Origin of the sequence: Pseudomonas sp. GM24, assembly GCF_000282235.1 — a bacterium.
Classification (GTDB): domain Bacteria; phylum Pseudomonadota; class Gammaproteobacteria; order Pseudomonadales; family Pseudomonadaceae; genus Aquipseudomonas.
The window spans coordinates 1-15,636 of record NZ_AKJR01000133.1 but is presented as its reverse complement, the minus strand read 5'-3'; the positions used below and the strand labels follow the sequence as shown (position 1 = coordinate 15,636).

The window sequence follows — 15,636 nt, the reverse complement described above, 5'->3', positions numbered from 1 at the left end:
CCTGGACAATTTGGGTCGCCTCGCGCGACCTGTTTTCAGACAGATCCTGGCGGGCATGAGTTCTGTAGTGTAACGGCAGCGGCCACAAAAAAGGGCGGCCAAAGCCACCCTTTTTATACTTGCTGCGACGGATTAATCGAGCGTTAACGTTGCAGGAGATGTCCATCGCCTGCAGCGCTCGATCCGTAGGCCTTAGTGCAGACCTTGAATGTAGCTGGAGACCGCAGCGATGTCTTCGTCGCTCAGGCGTTTGGCGATGTTCTGCATGGTCATGGTGTCGCCGTCGTTGGTGCGGCCGCCTTCTTCCTTGCGGAAGTCGGTGAGCTGCTTGGTGATGTATTGAGCGTGTTGGCCACCCAGATGCGGGAAACCGGCAGCGGCGTTGCCGGCGCCGTTCGGCGAGTGGCAGCCGGTGCAGGCTGGCAGGCCCTTGGCCAGGTTGCCGCCACGGAACAGCGCTTCACCGCGCGCGACGATCTTCGGATCGGCGGCGCCGACGCTGCCTTTCTGGCTGGCGAAATAGGCGGCGATGTCGGCCAGGTCCTGATCACTCAGATTGGTCAGCAGGCCGGTCATTTCCAGAACGGTGCGCTTGCCCGACTTGATGTCGTGCAGCTGCTTGGTCAGGTAGCGTTCACCTTGACCGGCCAGTTTCGGAAAGTTTGGCGCCATGCTGTTACCGTCCGGGCCATGGCAGGCTCCACATACAGCGGCTTTTGCCTGGCCCGCTGCGGCATCACCGGCAGCATGGGCGAAGCCTGAAATTCCCACGGTCAACAGCAGACTCACGATCAATTTGTTCATCAGCTAATCCAACTACGGCTAAGGGTTAAGTTATGGACCGGGTTTACTCGCTCATCCACAGGATGATGGCTTGGTAATCCTCGGCACTGCAGTCCATGCACAAACCACGCGGCGGCATCGCCTTGAAACCCTGGGTCACGTGTTGCACCAGCGTCCCCATACCTTTCGCCAACCTCGGCGTCCAAGCTTCCTGATCGCCTCTTTTGGGCGCCATGGGTAGTTGGCCGGAATGACAGGCACCACAAACACGGTTGTACACAGCTTCCGGATCCTGTGTAGCCTGTGCGCTGTAAAGCGGCATCAAGACTCCGGCAGCCAGCAGCCATTTCGTCATAAAACGACCTTTTCAGGGTTGAGAGCGTTCTGCGTTCTAATGCGCAATCAAGGTCTGTCGCTCTCGTGAACTTCATCCTACGCTGGGACAAAGCACACACAAAATCTGCGGCATTATATACTGGCGTCACTGAAACGGAAGCGACACCGCGTTCCGCGCCCAATCCCGGCGCCGCCCACATCGGAAATCCCATGCAACTCAAGAATCCCATCCTCGGCCTGTGCCAACAGTCCACGTTCATGCTCAGTGCCGCCAAAGTCGATCAATGCCCTGACGACGAAGGCTTCGAAGTGGCGTTCGCCGGTCGTTCCAACGCCGGCAAATCCAGCGCACTGAACACCCTGACTCACGCCAGCCTGGCGCGCACCTCGAAAACTCCGGGTCGCACACAGCTGTTGAACTTCTTCAAGCTAGACGAAGATCGCCGTCTGGTCGACCTGCCGGGCTACGGTTACGCAAAAGTACCGATCCCGCTGAAGATGCACTGGCAGCGTCACCTTGAGGCTTACCTCGGTGGCCGCGAGAGTTTGAAGGGTTTGATTCTGATGATGGATATCCGTCATCCAATGACCGACTTCGACCTGCTGATGCTCGACTGGGCCGTTGCCGCCGGCATGCCGATGCACATCCTGCTGACCAAGGCCGACAAGCTGACCTACGGCGCAGCCAAGAACACCCTGCTCAAAGTGCAGTCGGAAATTCGCAAGGGTTGGGGCGATCTGGTCACCATCCAGCTGTTCTCCGCGCCAAAACGCATGGGCCTGGAAGAGGCCTACACTGTACTGGCCGGCTGGATGGAACTGGCAGACAAAGGCGCCGAGGCGGCTGAGTAAAACAGGGATTAGAAAATTGGCTGTGGTGCGCTCAGGCAAGGCGAAAGCACACTGAAAAGCGGCCGGGGTCGCGCTCGACTTTAGGGTACCTAAATGAGCATTTTTAGCTGTGCTTTCAACACAGTCTGAGCGTGCCACAGCCAATTTTCGGGCAAAAAAAGCCCCGGACTTCATTGGGGAGGGAGAAGTTCCGGGGTTTAAGTTCCGAACCGCTAGGGCGGGGTTCAGATATCTGCCAACACTTAACACAACATAGGAGCATCGAAGGGCTTCACCAGCCATTCAGTAACTCTGAGTAGTGTCCTTCCAGATTAGTTCAGATTTTTTTCAAAAAGCTTTGGAATAATCCCAAGCGCTTTTTGAAATAAGCCGGTTTTACCGGCATTGCCGCGACAACAGGTCGCGGCAAACCGTGTTCAAAAGGCTCAGTGAGCCTCATCCCAATTGTTGCCCACACCCACTTCGACCAGCAGCGGTACATCCAGTTTCGCCGCTTCGCTCATGTGTACGCGGATCTCGGCACTGACTTGTTCGACCAGATCCTCGCGAACCTCCAGTACCAGTTCATCGTGCACCTGCAGAATGACTCTGGCGTCCAGCCCGGACGTCGCCAGCCAGTTATCCACTGCCACCATGGCTTTCTTGATGATGTCGGCGGCCGTGCCCTGCATCGGCGCGTTGATCGCCGTACGTTCGGCGGCGGCGCGTTCCTGCGGCTTGTTCGAGTTGATTTCCGGCAGATACAGGCGACGACCGAAGAAGGTTTCGACATAACCCTGATCCGCCGCCTGCGCGCGGGTGCGCTCCATGTACTCGCGAACCCCCGGATAACGGGCGAAGTAGGTGTCGATGTAAGCTTTGGCAGTCTTGGTGTCGACGCCGATGTCCTTGCCGAGCTTCTGTGCGCCCATGCCGTAGATCAGACCGAAGTTGATCGCCTTGGCGCCACGGCGCTGGTCGGAGGTCACCTCGTTGAGTTCGACCTTGAATACTTCGGCAGCGGTGGCGGTGTGCACGTCCAGGTTGTTGCGGAAGGCATTCATCAGGCCTTCGTCCTTGGACAGGTGCGCCATGATCCGCAGCTCGATCTGCGAATAGTCTGCCGCCAGCAGTTTGTAGCCTTTCGGCGCGACGAACGCCTGACGAATGCGTCGACCTTCAGCCGTACGCACCGGAATGTTCTGCAGGTTCGGATCGCTGGAGGACAAGCGCCCGGTCGACGCCACAGCCTGATGATATGAGGTGTGAATACGCCCGGTGCGCGGGTTGATCTGCTCCGGCAAGCGATCGGTGTAAGTGCTTTTCAGCTTGCTCATCGAGCGGTGCTCCATCAGCACCTTCGGCAAGCGGTGATCGTCTTCAGCGAGCTTCGCCAGCACTTCTTCAGCAGTGGACGGCTGGCCCTTGGCGGTCTTCTTCAGCACCGGAAGACCAAGTTTCTCGTAGAGAATCACGCCCAGTTGTTTCGGCGAGCCAAGGTTGAATTCTTCCCCGGCGATTTCGAACGCTTCGCGCTCCAGCGCAACCATTTTGTTGCCCAACTCGATGCTCTGGATGCCGAGCAGCTCAGCGTCAACGAACGCGCCTTGGCGTTCGATGCGCGCCAGCACCGGCACCAGCGGAATTTCGATGTCGGTCAGCACGCTGGCCAGACTCGGGATCGCGCTGAGTTTTTCGAACAACGTCTGGTGCAGACGCAAGGTGATGTCGGCGTCTTCGGCGGCGTAAGGGCCGGCCTGCTCCAGGGCGATCTGGTCGAAGGTCAGCTGCTTGGCGCCTTTGCCGGCGATGTCCTGGAAGCTTACGGTGGTGTGATCGAGGTACTTCTGCGCGAGGCTGTCCATGTCGTGGCGGGTCGCGGTGGAATTGAGCACGTAGGACTCAAGCATCGTGTCGAAGGCGATGCCGCGCACGGTGATGCCTTGGCTCTGATCACCACCGATGGCGCAATTGGCCAGGATATTCATGTCGAACTTGGCGTGCTGGCCGACCTTGAGCTTGCTCGGATCTTCCAGAATCGGCTTGAGTGCGCGCAGTACGGTGTCGCGATCCAGTTGCTCCGGCACGCCGATGTAGGAGTGGGTCAGCGGAATGTACGCGGCTTCGTTGGCCTGCACGGCGAACGACAGGCCGACCAGTTGCGCTTGTTGCGCGTCGATGCCGGTGGTTTCAGTATCGAAGGCGAACAGTTTGGCGTTCTTCAGTTTTTCCAGCCAGACGTCGAAACGCGCCTGATCGAGGATGGTTTCATACGCGGCTTCGGTCGGAGCAGCAGGCGCTTCTGCTGCTGGCGCGCTGAACAGATCGCCGGCCGGTGCAGGCTCGCTGGCCGCGCTCAGCTCCAGACGCTTGGCGTCGCGATCCAGATCGTTGATCCAGCTCTTGAATTCCAGCAGCGAGTACAGCTCGTAGAGCTTGGCCGGGTCTTCCGCGCCCATTTGCAGATCGTCGAGTTCGACGTCCAGCGGCACGTCGACCTTGATGGTCGCCAGTTGATAGGAGAGGAACGCCATCTCCTTGTGCTCTTCGAGCTTGGCCGGCAGGGTTTTCGCGCCGCGAATCGGCAGGCTCGGAACGATGTCGAGATTGGCGTACAGCTCGGTAAGGCCGCCGTTGACCCCGACCAGCAAGCCGGAAGCGGTCTTCGGGCCAATGCCCGGCACACCCGGAATGTTGTCGGACGAATCGCCCATCAGCGCCAGATAATCGATGATCTGCTCCGGTGCGACGCCGAATTTCTCCTTCACGCCTTCCACGTCCATCGAACTACCGGACATGGTGTTGACCAAGGTAATGTGGCCGTCGACCAATTGCGCCATGTCCTTGTCGCCGGTGGAGATGATCACCGGACGATCCGCCGCCGCGCTGCTGCGGGCAAGGGTGCCGATCACGTCGTCGGCCTCGACGCCTTCCACGCACAGCAGCGGGAAACCGAGGGCGATCACGCTCTGGTGCAGCGGCTCGATCTGCACGCGCATGTCATCGGGCATGCTTGGGCGGTTGGCTTTGTATTCGGCGTACATCTCATCGCGAAATGTCCCACCCTTGGCGTCGAACACCACGGCGAACGGGCTGTCCGGGTACTGCTTGCGCAGACTCTTGAGCATGTTCAACACGCCTTTGACCGCACCGGTCGGCAGGCCTTTGGAGGTGGTCAGTGGTGGCAGCGCGTGAAACGCGCGATACAGGTAAGACGAACCGTCCACCAGGACGAGGGGGGCTTGGCTCATGAGCAGGATCAACCTTTTCGGCGGGTCCGGCGCTAGAATAGCGGGACCGTTGACGACAAAGGGACAAGGTTATCATGCGTACGTTAAATCGCTTGCTGCTGGTCGGTCTGATTGCTGCCTCACCGTTGGCCGCGATGGCGGCGGATGATGCGCCCGCTTCGGAGTCGGAAGTTACGATCAACACGCACACGGAAGGTGACAAGGTCATCCAGGAATACAGTCGCAGTGGCTTCGTCTATGCGATCAAGGTCACGCCAAAGGGTGGCAAACCGTATTTCCTGGTGCGCGCCGATGGCACGGATGCGAATTACATCCGCTCCGACCAGCCGGATATGCTGATTCCGTCGTGGGAAATCTTTACCTGGAAGTAAGATTCCCGACTTTTAATCGGCGTCGCCTGACCGCGACGCCTGAACTGAGCAGTTTTTAACCATGTCTGTGTTCACTCCCCTGGCTCGGCCCGAGCTGGAAACCTTTCTCGCCCCTTACGGGCTTGGCCGTCTGCTTGATTTCCAGGGGATCGCCGCCGGCAGCGAAAACACCAACTTCTTTATCAGCCTGGAGCAGGGCGAGTTTGTCCTGACCCTGGTCGAACGCGGCCCGGTGCAGGAGATGCCGTTCTTCATCGACCTGCTCGACGTGCTCCACGAAGCAGACTTGCCAGTGCCGTACGCGTTGCGCACCACCGACGGCGTGGCGTTGCGTGAGCTGAAAGGCAAACCGGCGCTGCTGCAGCCGCGCCTGTCCGGCAAGCACATCAAGGTCGCCAATGCTCAGCATTGCGCGCAGGTTGGCGAGTTGCAGGCGCACCTGCACCTGGCGACCCAAGGCGAGCGCATGATCAAGCGCAAGACCGATCGGGGCCTGGACTGGATGCAGGAGGAGGGCAACGAGTTGCTCTCGCACCTGAGCGATGAGCCGCGTGCCTTGCTGCAGAAGGCCCTGGATGAAATCACCGAGCGTAAAGACAAGATCCTCGCGCTGCCTCGGGCGAACATTCACGCCGACCTGTTTCGCGACAACGCGATGTTTGAAGGCACGCACCTGACCGGGCTGATCGATTTTTACAACGCCTGCTCGGGGCCGATGCTCTATGACGTGGCGATTGCCTTGAACGACTGGTGTTCGGACGAGGACGGTTTGATCGATGGCCCGCGTGCTCGCGCATTCCTTGGCGCTTATGCAGCGTTGCGCCCGTTCACGGCGGCGGAGGCTGAGTTGTGGCCGACGATGTTGCGCGTGGCCTGTGTGCGGTTCTGGCTGTCGCGGTTGATCGCGGCGGAGCAGTTTGCCGGGCAGGACGTGTTGATTCACGATCCCAAGGAGTTTGAGCAGCGCTTGGCGCAGCGGCAGCAGGTGCACACACCGTTGCCTTTCGCCCTTTAAGATCAAAAGATCGTCCGAACGCGGCCCGAGCCTTCGGACGATCTTTTTCTATGGGGTTACAGAGATGCCAGGCATCCCGCCAAATCATTGCCCAACTTTTCCAACACCTGCTCATAGCCCTGAGCCGTCGCCGGGGTGTACCCGCCCAACGCATCCAGCTCCGCCAGCTTCACCGGCAGGCCAGCCACCAATGTTTCAGCCAGACGCGGACGCAACGGCGGTTCACTGAACACACAAGTCTTGCCCACTTCCTGCAAACGCTTGCGCATCGCCGCGACATGTTGCGCGCCCGGCTGCACTTCGGCAGCCACGCTGAACACACCGGCATGCTTCAGGCCGTAAGCCTCTTCAAAATAATCAAACGCCTCGTGGAAGACGAAGTAAGGCTTGCCTTCAACACTGGCCAGACGCTTCTTCAAACGCTGATCCAGTGCACCCAGACGCTCATCAAACGCCTTGGCATTGCTCTGATAACGCTCGGCGTTAGCCGGGTCGACGGCGCTGAGGTCGGCGGCCATCTTGTCGGCAATCACCCGCGCGTTCACCGGCGATAGCCACAAATGCGCATCCAGCGTGCCGGGACGATGATCGTGATCATGCTCGTCAGCCTCTTCGGCGTGGGAGTGGCTGTCTTCAGCGAAACGGCGCAGATGCATCCCCGGCAAGTCCTGCACGGCGACGCTCGGCAGCGTCCGGCCATTCAGCACGCGCGGCAGGAAACCTTCCATGTCCGGGCCGATCCAGTAGAGCAGATCCACCGATTGCACCTTCCGTACGTCGGATGGTCGCAGCGCGTAATTGTGTGGCGAAGCACCCGGCGGCAGCAGCACTTCGGGAATCGCTACGCCGTCCTGCACGGCCGCTGCAATCAGCTGCAACGGTTTGATGCTGGTGAGGACTTTGACCTCGGCCTGAGCCGAACCGATCAGCAGAAAACTGGCGACAAAAGCCACAAAAACAGAAAAAAGTCGGGACACGATGACCACTCAAGGAGGCGAGAACGGGTAACATAATAACGTCTCTATCAAAACTCGTCGCCGCCCATGCCTATTACACCGATTGCCAGCCGTCCCCACGACCACTCTCATTGCGTGCACAGCGCTTTGTCCGAGGCCGATACCTTGTGCGCCCAGAAAGGCTTGCGCCTGACCGCGTTGCGCCGCCGGGTGCTGGAATTGGTGTGGCAAAGCCACAAGCCGCTGGGCGCCTACGACATTCTCGCCGTGCTCAGCGAGCAGGACGGCCGCCGCGCCGCGCCGCCGACCGTGTACCGCGCGCTGGATTTCCTTTTGGAAAACGGCCTCGTGCATCGTATTTCTTCGCTGAACGCCTTCGTTGGCTGCGTGCACCCGGAGCATGCGCATCAGGGCCAGTTCCTGATTTGCCGCGATTGCCACGCTGCCATTGAACTTGAGCAAAAAGTGATCAGCGACGCGATCATCAACAGCGCCAAGGACGTCGGTTTCATCGTCGAGGCGCAAACCGTCGAAGTCGTCGGTCTGTGCTCCGGTTGCCAGGGGGCTTGATGAGCAATGCGCTGATCCGTCTGGAGCAGGTCGCCGTCACGTTTGCCGGGCAGGCTGTGCTGGACAACATTGAGCTGAGCGTCGAACCGGGGCAGATCGTCACCCTGATCGGCCCCAATGGCGCCGGCAAGACCACGCTGGTGCGTGCTGTGCTGGGCCTGTTGAAGCCGGACAGCGGCAGCGTCTGGCGCAAGCCGAAGCTGCGCGTCGGTTATATGCCGCAAAAACTCCACGTCGATCCGACACTGCCACTTTCGGTGCTGCGCTTTCTGCGCCTGGTGCCGGGCGTTGACCGTCCGCGTGCGCTGGCCGCGTTGAAAGAAGTCGGCGCCGAACACGTTATCGATAGCCCGGTGCAAAGCGTTTCCGGCGGCGAAATGCAGCGCGTACTACTCGCCCGGGCGCTGCTGCGCGAACCGGAACTGCTGGTGCTTGATGAGCCGGTGCAAGGCGTCGATGTCGCTGGCCAGGCCGAGCTGTACAGCCTGATCACCCGTCTGCGCGATCGCCATGGCTGCGGCGTGTTGATGGTGTCCCACGATCTGCATCTGGTGATGAGCACCACCGACCAGGTGGTCTGCCTCAACCGTCACGTCTGCTGCTCCGGGCATCCCGAGCAGGTCAGCGGCGATCCTGCGTTCGTCGAGCTGTTCGGCAAGAATGCGCAGAGCCTGGCGGTCTACCACCACCATCACGACCATGCTCACGACCTGCACGGTTCGGTGGTCAAAGGGCCGGTTATTGGCCAACCTCACGTTCACGGAGACAACTGCAAGCATGGCTGATTTTCTGTTGTATGCCCTGCTTGCAGGTCTGGCGTTGGCGATCGTTGCAGGTCCGTTGGGTTCGTTTGTGGTCTGGCGCCGCATGGCGTATTTCGGCGACACCTTGTCCCACGCGGCGCTGCTCGGCGTGGCGTTGGGCTTTCTGCTGGATGTCAGCCCGACGGTCGCAGTGACGGTCGGATGCCTGCTGCTGGCGGTGCTGCTGGTCACGCTGCAACAGCGTCAACCGCTGGCGTCTGACACGCTTTTGGGAATTCTCGCACCGAGCACGCTCTCTCTCGGCCTGGTGGTACTAAGCTTCATGCATGAAGTGCGGATTGACCTGATGGCCTATCTGTTCGGCGACCTGCTGGCGATCAGCCCGACCGATCTGGCGTGGATCCTCGGCGGCAGCGCGGCGGTGCTGGTGTTGCTGGTGACGCTGTGGCGGCCATTGCTGGCGATCACCGTGCACGAAGAACTGGCCAAGGTCGAAGGCCTGCCGGTGGCTGGCCTGCGCATGGCGCTGATGCTGTTGATTGCGGTGGTGATTGCGGTGGCGATGAAAATCGTCGGTGTGTTGCTGATTACTTCACTGCTGATCATTCCGGCGGCTGCGGCACAACGTCACGCCCGTTCGCCGGAGCAGATGGCACTGGGCGCGAGCCTGCTGGGCATGCTCGCGGTGTGTGGCGGGCTGGCGCTGTCGTGGTTCAAGGACACCCCGGCCGGGCCGTCAATCGTTGTGACGGCGGCCGCACTGTTTCTGTTGAGTTTTGTTCTGCCCCGTCGTGGGGTGTAGACTTGGCCGCTTTTTGCGCAAATAGAGAGTCGCAGGAATGAAGCCGTTCGCCTCCCGTTATCTGCTCCTTGTCGCATTTTCAGTGCTGCTCGGCGCCTGCCAAAGCACGCCGCCGGTGGCCGAAGTCCCCGATGCGCGGGCTACGGCCATCGCACAGCTGGAGCAAAGCCTGGCCAGCAGCGAACTGGCCACTGCCGAAGATCAATTGGCTGCTTTGCAGAAAGAAACCCCCAACGATCAATCCCTTGAGCAATACCAGCGGCAGCTTGCCGAAGCGTATCTGCGTCGCAGCCAGATCGTGCTGCAGAAGGGTGATGTGAATGCGGCCGCCACAGCGTTGAGCCGTGCCCGCGCGCTGATGCCGAAAGCCCCGGCGCTGACCGGTGGCGTCAATGGCGCCATTACCGAGGCGCGCAGGGCTGAACTGGAAAAGGCTGAAGCGGCGCTGTTGGCAGCCGAAGCCAAGCCGAAAGCCAAGGTGATCGATCCGACTGCCGAGAGCACCACGGTTGCGTTGAATATCACCGATAGCCACAAACTTCGTCGCCAACTCGATGCGATCGCCGCTGATGTGGTGAATTATGAGTGTGGGGTGACGATTCAGGCGCCAAGGACCGATGATTATCCTTGGTTGGCGACGTTGCTGACCAAGCGGGTCAAGAAGCTCGATCCGGATTTTGATCTGAAGATTGAGAAGCAGACCGTGCGCACGGTGCCGGCGCAGATGGTTTTGAGTCCGCGTAAACCGTAAAAAGATCGCTGCCTGCGGCAGCTCCTACATGGGATTGAGGTACATCCTGTAGGAGCTGCCGAAGGCTGCGATCTTTTGCTTTTTAAGCTGGAATCGCTTTCGCCTTAGGCTCACGATCCCAAACCCGATGCTGCCCGATCGCCGCGAAGAACGGCTTGGTCAACGCCGGTACATCCTTGCCTTGCAACAACCCGGCATCCGCCTCCAGCTTCAGCAGATCCTGCAATTGCTTGGCCTCTCCATGCAACGCAATCGCCTTCAAATGCTTGTAGGCCTCCAGCAGGTAATGCAATGCCACACCGTCGCCGCTCAATGCCTTGACCGACGCCGCGCCACCCGGCACGAACACCGCATCGAAGATTACTGATGGCATTCCTTCCATCGAAGCATCCACAGGCAACATTTTGCCGTCCGCGGTTTTCACCGGCGCCGAAGTCGGGCCGAGCAATTTCGCGTGCGCACCTTCAGCCGCCAATGCCTTCTTCATCGCATCAATCGCTGCACCATCAACGCCGTTCGCAGCAAGAATTGCGACTTTTCGGGTTTTGATGTTCTCTGGCAGCAAATTAGCCTGGCTCAATGACGGCGAGTGATCGAACGACACCTTGCGCACATCCACCGTACCTTTGCTCGGTGCCGGCAGACCCAGGTTGGCCGCCACACGCTTGGCCAGTTCCAGATCGATGTTGGCCAGAATCTCGTTCACTTCTCGCGCACGGATGAACTCGCGCTCAACCTTGCCCAGCTCGAAGCTGTAAGCGGCAATGATGTGCTCCTTCTCGTGATCGCTCATGCTGTTGAAGAACAATGTTGCCTGGGAGAAGTGATCACTGAACGATTCGCTGCGCTGGCGGATCTTGTTCGCATCGATGCGCTCTGGATAACTTTCGAACCCACCGTCCTGCGCGGCCGGCGGCGTTTCTTTCGGCCAGCCACCATCAATCGAGTTTGGCTCATAAGAGGCGCGGCCCTTGTCGATCACCGTGCGGTGTTGCGCATCGCGCTGGCCATTGTGGAACGGCGCGACCGGGCGGTTGATCGGCAGCTCGTGAAAGTTCGGCCCGCCGAGTCGGCTGATTTGCGTATCGGTGTAGGAAAACAGCCGACCTTGCAGCAACGGGTCATTGGAGAAGTCGATGCCCGGCACGATGTGGCCAGGGCAGAACGCGACCTGCTCGGTCTCGGCGAAGAAGTTGTCCGGGTTGCGGTTCAGGGTCATTTTGCCCAGCGGCGTGATCGGCACGATTTCTTCGGGGATCAGCTTGGTCGGGTCGAGGATGTCGAAATCGAAGTCGTGCTCGTTTTCCTCCTCGATGATCTGCACGCCGAGTTCCCATTCCGGATAGTCGCCCATCTCGATCGCTTCCCAGAGGTCGCGACGGTGGTAGTCGGTGTCTTTACCGGCGAGCTTCTGCGCCTCGTCCCACACCAGTGAGCAAGTGCCGGCGGTAGGGCGCCAGTGGAATTTGACGAAGCGTGATTTGCCCTCTGCGTTGATCAGGCGGAAGGTGTGCACGCCGAAGCCCTGCATGCTGCGCAGGCTTTTCGGGATCGCCCGGTCGGACATCGCCCAGATGACCATGTGCGCTGACTCCGGCACCAGCGAGACGAAATCCCAGAAGGTATCGTGGGCAGAGCCACCGGTAGGGATTTCATTGTGCGGCTCAGGTTTCACCGCGTGGACGAAGTCGGGAAACTTGATCGCGTCCTGAATGAAGAAGACCGGCATGTTGTTGCCGACCAGGTCGAAGTTGCCTTCATCGGTGAAGAACTTCACCGCGAAGCCACGCACGTCGCGTACGGTGTCGCCGGAACCACGCGGGCCCTGCACCGTGGAAAAGCGCACAAACACCGGCGTCTTTTTCCCCGGATCCTGTAGGAAACCGGCCTTGGTCAGCGTCGAATGGTTCTCGTAAGCCTGAAAGAAACCATGCGCGCCAGTGCCGCGCGCGTGGACGATGCGCTCCGGGATGCGTTCGTGGTCAAAGTGCGTGATTTTTTCACGCATGATGAAGTCTTCAAGCAGCGATGGCCCGCGCGGGCCGGCCTTGAGGGTGTTCTGGTTGTCAGCAATCTTGACGCCCTGATTGGTGCGCAGGGCTTGGCCAGTGGCGTCGGAGCGGAATTTCTCCAAGCTGTCGAGTTTGGCGTTGGTGTTGGCTCGATCCGGGGCATCGGTTCCGGCCATCTGGCTTTTGTCGGACGTAGGCTTCTTGCTCATCAGTCGTAAACTCCTCGGTTGACCCCGATGCTCGCCGGGGACTCTTGAGTGGTTCCCGGGCACGGCACCCAGGGTTTTCAAGTCGCTTACTTAGTGACTGATGGGCTGCTTTGGACGTTCCTTTTTTATGACCTTTGATCTTGTTATTGCCAAATCGAAGGTTAATTGCGAAATAAATGCTAAGAACCTCTATACGGACAGGCTAAAATGCGCGCCCGGCTAACCGCTGATCCTTTTCTAACGCGCCCCACAAGGTTCGCTACGTGATCGAGTTTCAAAACGTCCACAAGACTTACCGCGTCGCCGGTAAGGACATTCCCGCGCTGCACCCGACCAGTCTCTCGATTGAGAACGGTCAGGTCTACGGCCTGATCGGCCATTCCGGTGCGGGAAAAAGTACCCTGCTGCGTCTGATCAATCGCTTGGAAGATTCCAGCGGCGGCAAGATCTTCGTCGACGGTGAAGAAGTCACCGCGCTCGACGCCAAAGGCCTGCGCCGTTTCCGTCAGCAAGTCGGGATGATCTTCCAGCACTTCAACCTGTTGGCCTCCAAGACCGTCGCCGACAACGTTGCGTTGCCGCTGACCCTGGCCGGTGAATTATCGACCAGCGAGATCAATCAGCGTGTGGCTGAACTGCTGGCGCGCGTCGGTTTGTCCGACCACGCCAAAAAGTACCCGGCGCAATTGTCCGGCGGCCAGAAGCAGCGCGTCGGCATCGCCCGCGCCCTGGCGACCAAGCCGAAAATTCTGCTGTGCGACGAGGCCACCAGTGCCCTCGACCCACAGACCACGGCCTCGGTGCTGCAACTGCTGGCCGAGATCAACCGCGAGCTGAAACTGACCATCGTCCTGATTACCCACGAGATGGACGTGATTCGTCGCGTCTGCGATCAAGTGGCGGTGATGGACGCTGGCGTGATCGTCGAGCAAGGTTCGGTGGCCGATGTGTTCCTGCATCCGCAGCACCCGACCACCAAGCGTTTTGTTCAGGAAGACGAGCAGGTCGATGAAGGCGAGCAGCGTGATGATTTCGCGCACGTGCCGGGCCGTATCGTCCGTCTGACCTTCCAGGGCGAAGCGACCTACGCGCCTTTGCTCGGTACTGTCGCCCGGGAAACCGGGGTCGACTACAGCATCCTCGCCGGTCGTATCGACCGCATCAAAGACATCCCCTACGGGCAATTGACCCTGGCCGTCACCGGTGGCGACATGGAAGCGGCCTTCGCCCGCTTCACCGCCGCTGATGTCCACATGGAGGTGCTGCGTTAATGGAAATGTTCGACGCTGCAATCAAGAATTACGACGCTGCGATAGAAGCCATCAAGCTGTTCTTCCAGAACATCGACTGGCTGGAAATCGGCCTGGCGACTAACGACACCATGATGATGCTCGGCGGCTCGCTGTTGTTCACCGTGTTGCTCGGCCTGCCGCTGGGCGTGCTGCTGTTTCTCTGCAGCCCGCGCCAGTTGCTGGAAAACCGCGTTCTCTACGCGATCATGTCGTTGGCAGTGAACATCCTGCGTTCGCTGCCGTTCATTATTCTGTTGATCGTGATGATCCCGCTCACCGTGCTGATCACTGGCACGTCGCTGGGCGTGGCCGGTGCGATTCCGCCGCTGGTGGTGGGTGCCACGCCGTTCTTCGCGCGTCTGGTGGAAACCGCGCTGCGTGAAGTCGATCGCGGCATCATCGAAGCGACCCAGGCCATGGGCGCGACCACGCGGCAGATCATTCTCAACGCGTTGTTGCCAGAGGCCCGTCCGGGCATCTATGCAGCGATTACGGTGACGGCGATTACACTGGTTTCCTACACGGCAATGGCCGGTGTGGTCGGCGCCGGTGGTCTGGGTGACCTGGCGATCCGTTTCGGCTACCAGCGTTTCCAGACTGACGTGATGATCGTCACCGTGGTGTTGCTGCTGATTCTGGTGCAAGTGCTGCAGATGGTGGGCGACCGTTTGGTCGTGCATTTCTCGCGCAAATAAGCGGTTTTGTATTGAACAGATGAGCCGGCCATTCGCTGGCAGGCGCCAGACGGGCGCCTCATAAGGAGTTAGCTGAATGAAAAAACTGATCGCTGCTTTTGCTGCCGTTGCAGCATTCTCGGCCCACGCCGAAACCCTGACCGTTGCCGCCACTCCGGTGCCGCACGCAGAAATCCTCGAGTTTGTGAAGCCAGCACTGGCCAAAGAAGGCGTGGAGCTGAAGGTCAAGGTCTTCACCGACTACATTCAGCCGAACGTACAGGTCGCGGAAAAACGCCTGGACGCCAACTTCTTCCAGCACCAGCCGTACCTCGATGAGTTCAACAAGGCCAAGGGTACTAACCTGGTCGCCGTGACCGGTGTGCACCTGGAACCGCTGGGTGCTTACTCGAGCAAGCTCAAGGATCTGAAGGATCTGCCAAGCGGTGCCAACGTGGTGATCCCGAACGACGCCACCAACGGCGGCCGTGCCCTGTTGCTGCTGGCCAAGGCTGGCGTGATCACGCTGAAGGATCCGACCAACATCCTGTCGACCGTCAAAGACATCGCGACCAACCCGAAAGACCTGAAGATCCGTGAACTGGAAGCCGCGACCATCCCGCGCGTGCTGACCCAGGTCGATCTGGCGCTGATCAACACCAACTACGCGCTGGAAGCCAAGCTCGATCCGTCCAAGGATGCGCTGGTGATTGAAGGTAACGACTCGCCGTACGTGAACATCCTTGTGTCCCGCGCGGACAACAAGGACAGCGACGCCATGCAGAAACTGGCCGCTGCGCTGCACAGCCCGGAAGTGAAGAAATTCATTACCGAGAAGTACAAAGGCGCGGTATTGCCGGCGTTCTGATTTAGATCGCTGCAACGAAAAAGGGGACGCTATGAGCGTCCCCTTTTTTGTGTTTGGCTTTGGACCTGATGTGAAGCTGCCCCTCACCCCAGCCCTCTCCCGAAGGAGAGGGGGCCGATCGAGGTGTCTTGCGTTCTACATCGACCTGAAA

At 59.7% G+C, this 15,636-nt stretch carries 15 protein-coding genes; 10 read left to right on the top strand and 5 right to left on the bottom strand.

Annotated features, from left to right (window positions below):
- Window positions 1-192: 192 nt before the first annotated feature.
- Window positions 193-804 carry a c-type cytochrome gene (locus PMI23_RS16255; protein WP_007911773.1) on the bottom strand — a complete coding sequence of 204 codons (612 nt, stop codon included), beginning with the start codon at window positions 802-804 and terminating at the stop codon, window positions 193-195.
- Between the two features lie 43 nt (window positions 805-847).
- Window positions 848-1,138: a c-type cytochrome gene (locus PMI23_RS16250; RefSeq protein WP_038365005.1), complete on the bottom strand. Its 291-nt coding sequence runs from the start codon at window positions 1,136-1,138 to the stop codon at window positions 848-850.
- 191 nt (window positions 1,139-1,329) lie between these two features.
- Between PMI23_RS16250 and yihA the strand changes: the two genes are divergently transcribed.
- A complete protein-coding gene (yihA, locus tag PMI23_RS16245; protein ID WP_007911767.1) occupies window positions 1,330-1,971 on the top strand; it encodes a ribosome biogenesis GTP-binding protein YihA/YsxC in 642 nt (213 codons plus the stop codon).
- Between the two features lie 425 nt (window positions 1,972-2,396).
- Here yihA and polA read toward each other — a convergent pair whose 3' ends face one another.
- Complete coding sequence (gene polA, locus PMI23_RS16240) at window positions 2,397-5,201, bottom strand: DNA polymerase I (protein WP_007911765.1); 2,805 nt, start codon at window positions 5,199-5,201, stop codon at window positions 2,397-2,399.
- Between the two features lie 74 nt (window positions 5,202-5,275).
- Between polA and PMI23_RS16235 the strand changes: the two genes are divergently transcribed.
- Window positions 5,276-5,572, top strand: a complete 297-nt coding sequence (locus PMI23_RS16235) for a DUF2782 domain-containing protein (protein ID WP_007911763.1) — start codon at window positions 5,276-5,278, stop codon at window positions 5,570-5,572.
- Window positions 5,573-5,633: 61 nt separating this feature from the next.
- Complete coding sequence (locus PMI23_RS16230) at window positions 5,634-6,587, top strand: homoserine kinase (RefSeq protein WP_007911762.1); 954 nt, start codon at window positions 5,634-5,636, stop codon at window positions 6,585-6,587.
- Window positions 6,588-6,643: 56 nt separating this feature from the next.
- On the opposite strand, the gene PMI23_RS16225 is transcribed toward PMI23_RS16230, so the two are convergent.
- Window positions 6,644-7,564: a zinc ABC transporter substrate-binding protein ZnuA gene (locus tag PMI23_RS16225; protein ID WP_007911761.1), complete on the bottom strand. Its 921-nt coding sequence runs from the start codon at window positions 7,562-7,564 to the stop codon at window positions 6,644-6,646.
- 66 nt (window positions 7,565-7,630) lie between these two features.
- On the opposite strand from PMI23_RS16225, the gene PMI23_RS16220 reads away from it, so the two are divergent.
- From PMI23_RS16220 to PMI23_RS16205, 4 genes are read left to right on the top strand one after another with little or no spacing between them, the layout of a single operon-like run.
- Window positions 7,631-8,113, top strand: a complete 483-nt coding sequence (locus tag PMI23_RS16220) for a Fur family transcriptional regulator (RefSeq protein WP_007911760.1) — start codon at window positions 7,631-7,633, stop codon at window positions 8,111-8,113.
- Window positions 8,113-8,898, top strand: coding sequence for a zinc ABC transporter ATP-binding protein ZnuC (gene znuC / locus PMI23_RS16215; protein ID WP_007911759.1), 786 nt, complete (start codon window positions 8,113-8,115; stop codon window positions 8,896-8,898). The genes PMI23_RS16220 and znuC overlap by 1 nt, the downstream gene beginning before the upstream one ends.
- The gene (gene znuB, locus PMI23_RS16210) at window positions 8,891-9,679 is read left to right on the top strand and encodes a zinc ABC transporter permease subunit ZnuB (protein WP_007911758.1); all 789 of its coding nucleotides are present in this window, start codon (window positions 8,891-8,893) and stop codon (window positions 9,677-9,679) included. Before znuC ends, znuB begins: the two co-directional genes overlap by 8 nt.
- Window positions 9,680-9,716: 37 nt before the next feature.
- Complete coding sequence (locus PMI23_RS16205; RefSeq protein ID WP_007911756.1) at window positions 9,717-10,430, top strand: PA5502 family lipoprotein; 714 nt, start codon at window positions 9,717-9,719, stop codon at window positions 10,428-10,430.
- Window positions 10,431-10,512: 82 nt separating this feature from the next.
- Here PMI23_RS16205 and katE read toward each other — a convergent pair whose 3' ends face one another.
- The gene (katE, locus tag PMI23_RS16200; RefSeq protein ID WP_042704966.1) at window positions 10,513-12,654 is read right to left on the bottom strand and encodes a catalase HPII; all 2,142 of its coding nucleotides are present in this window, start codon (window positions 12,652-12,654) and stop codon (window positions 10,513-10,515) included.
- A 260-nt stretch (window positions 12,655-12,914) separates the two neighbouring features.
- On the opposite strand from katE, the gene PMI23_RS16195 reads away from it, so the two are divergent.
- From PMI23_RS16195 to PMI23_RS16185, 3 genes are all read left to right on the top strand, one after another.
- On the top strand, window positions 12,915-13,922 hold the full coding sequence (locus PMI23_RS16195; protein ID WP_007911748.1) for a methionine ABC transporter ATP-binding protein: 1,008 nt from the start codon (window positions 12,915-12,917) through the stop codon (window positions 13,920-13,922).
- Between the two features lie 5 nt (window positions 13,923-13,927).
- On the top strand, window positions 13,928-14,638 hold the full coding sequence (locus PMI23_RS16190; protein ID WP_172680176.1) for a methionine ABC transporter permease: 711 nt from the start codon (window positions 13,928-13,930) through the stop codon (window positions 14,636-14,638).
- 76 nt (window positions 14,639-14,714) lie between these two features.
- On the top strand, window positions 14,715-15,485 hold the full coding sequence (locus PMI23_RS16185) for a MetQ/NlpA family ABC transporter substrate-binding protein (RefSeq protein ID WP_007911743.1): 771 nt from the start codon (window positions 14,715-14,717) through the stop codon (window positions 15,483-15,485).
- Window positions 15,486-15,636 lie beyond the last annotated feature (151 nt).

Excerpts from the sequence above, each read along its gene's own strand:
- PMI23_RS16235 (WP_007911763.1), top strand. The coding sequence starts at position 5,276 with ATGCGTACGTTAAATCGCTTGCTGCTGGTCGGTCTGATTGCTGCCTCA.
- PMI23_RS16185 (WP_007911743.1), top strand. The coding sequence starts at position 14,715 with ATGAAAAAACTGATCGCTGCTTTTGCTGCCGTTGCAGCATTCTCGGCC.
- znuC (WP_007911759.1), top strand. The coding sequence starts at position 8,113 with ATGAGCAATGCGCTGATCCGTCTGGAGCAGGTCGCCGTCACGTTTGCC.
- yihA (WP_007911767.1), top strand. The coding sequence starts at position 1,330 with ATGCAACTCAAGAATCCCATCCTCGGCCTGTGCCAACAGTCCACGTTC.
- znuB (WP_007911758.1), top strand. The coding sequence starts at position 8,891 with ATGGCTGATTTTCTGTTGTATGCCCTGCTTGCAGGTCTGGCGTTGGCG.
- PMI23_RS16190 (WP_172680176.1), top strand. The coding sequence starts at position 13,928 with ATGTTCGACGCTGCAATCAAGAATTACGACGCTGCGATAGAAGCCATC.
- PMI23_RS16205 (WP_007911756.1), top strand. The coding sequence starts at position 9,717 with ATGAAGCCGTTCGCCTCCCGTTATCTGCTCCTTGTCGCATTTTCAGTG.
- PMI23_RS16250 (WP_038365005.1), bottom strand. The coding sequence starts at position 1,138 with ATGACGAAATGGCTGCTGGCTGCCGGAGTCTTGATGCCGCTTTACAGC.
- PMI23_RS16220 (WP_007911760.1), top strand. The coding sequence starts at position 7,631 with ATGCCTATTACACCGATTGCCAGCCGTCCCCACGACCACTCTCATTGC.
- PMI23_RS16230 (WP_007911762.1), top strand. The coding sequence starts at position 5,634 with ATGTCTGTGTTCACTCCCCTGGCTCGGCCCGAGCTGGAAACCTTTCTC.
- polA (WP_007911765.1), bottom strand. The coding sequence starts at position 5,201 with ATGAGCCAAGCCCCCCTCGTCCTGGTGGACGGTTCGTCTTACCTGTAT.
- PMI23_RS16255 (WP_007911773.1), bottom strand. The coding sequence starts at position 804 with ATGAACAAATTGATCGTGAGTCTGCTGTTGACCGTGGGAATTTCAGGC.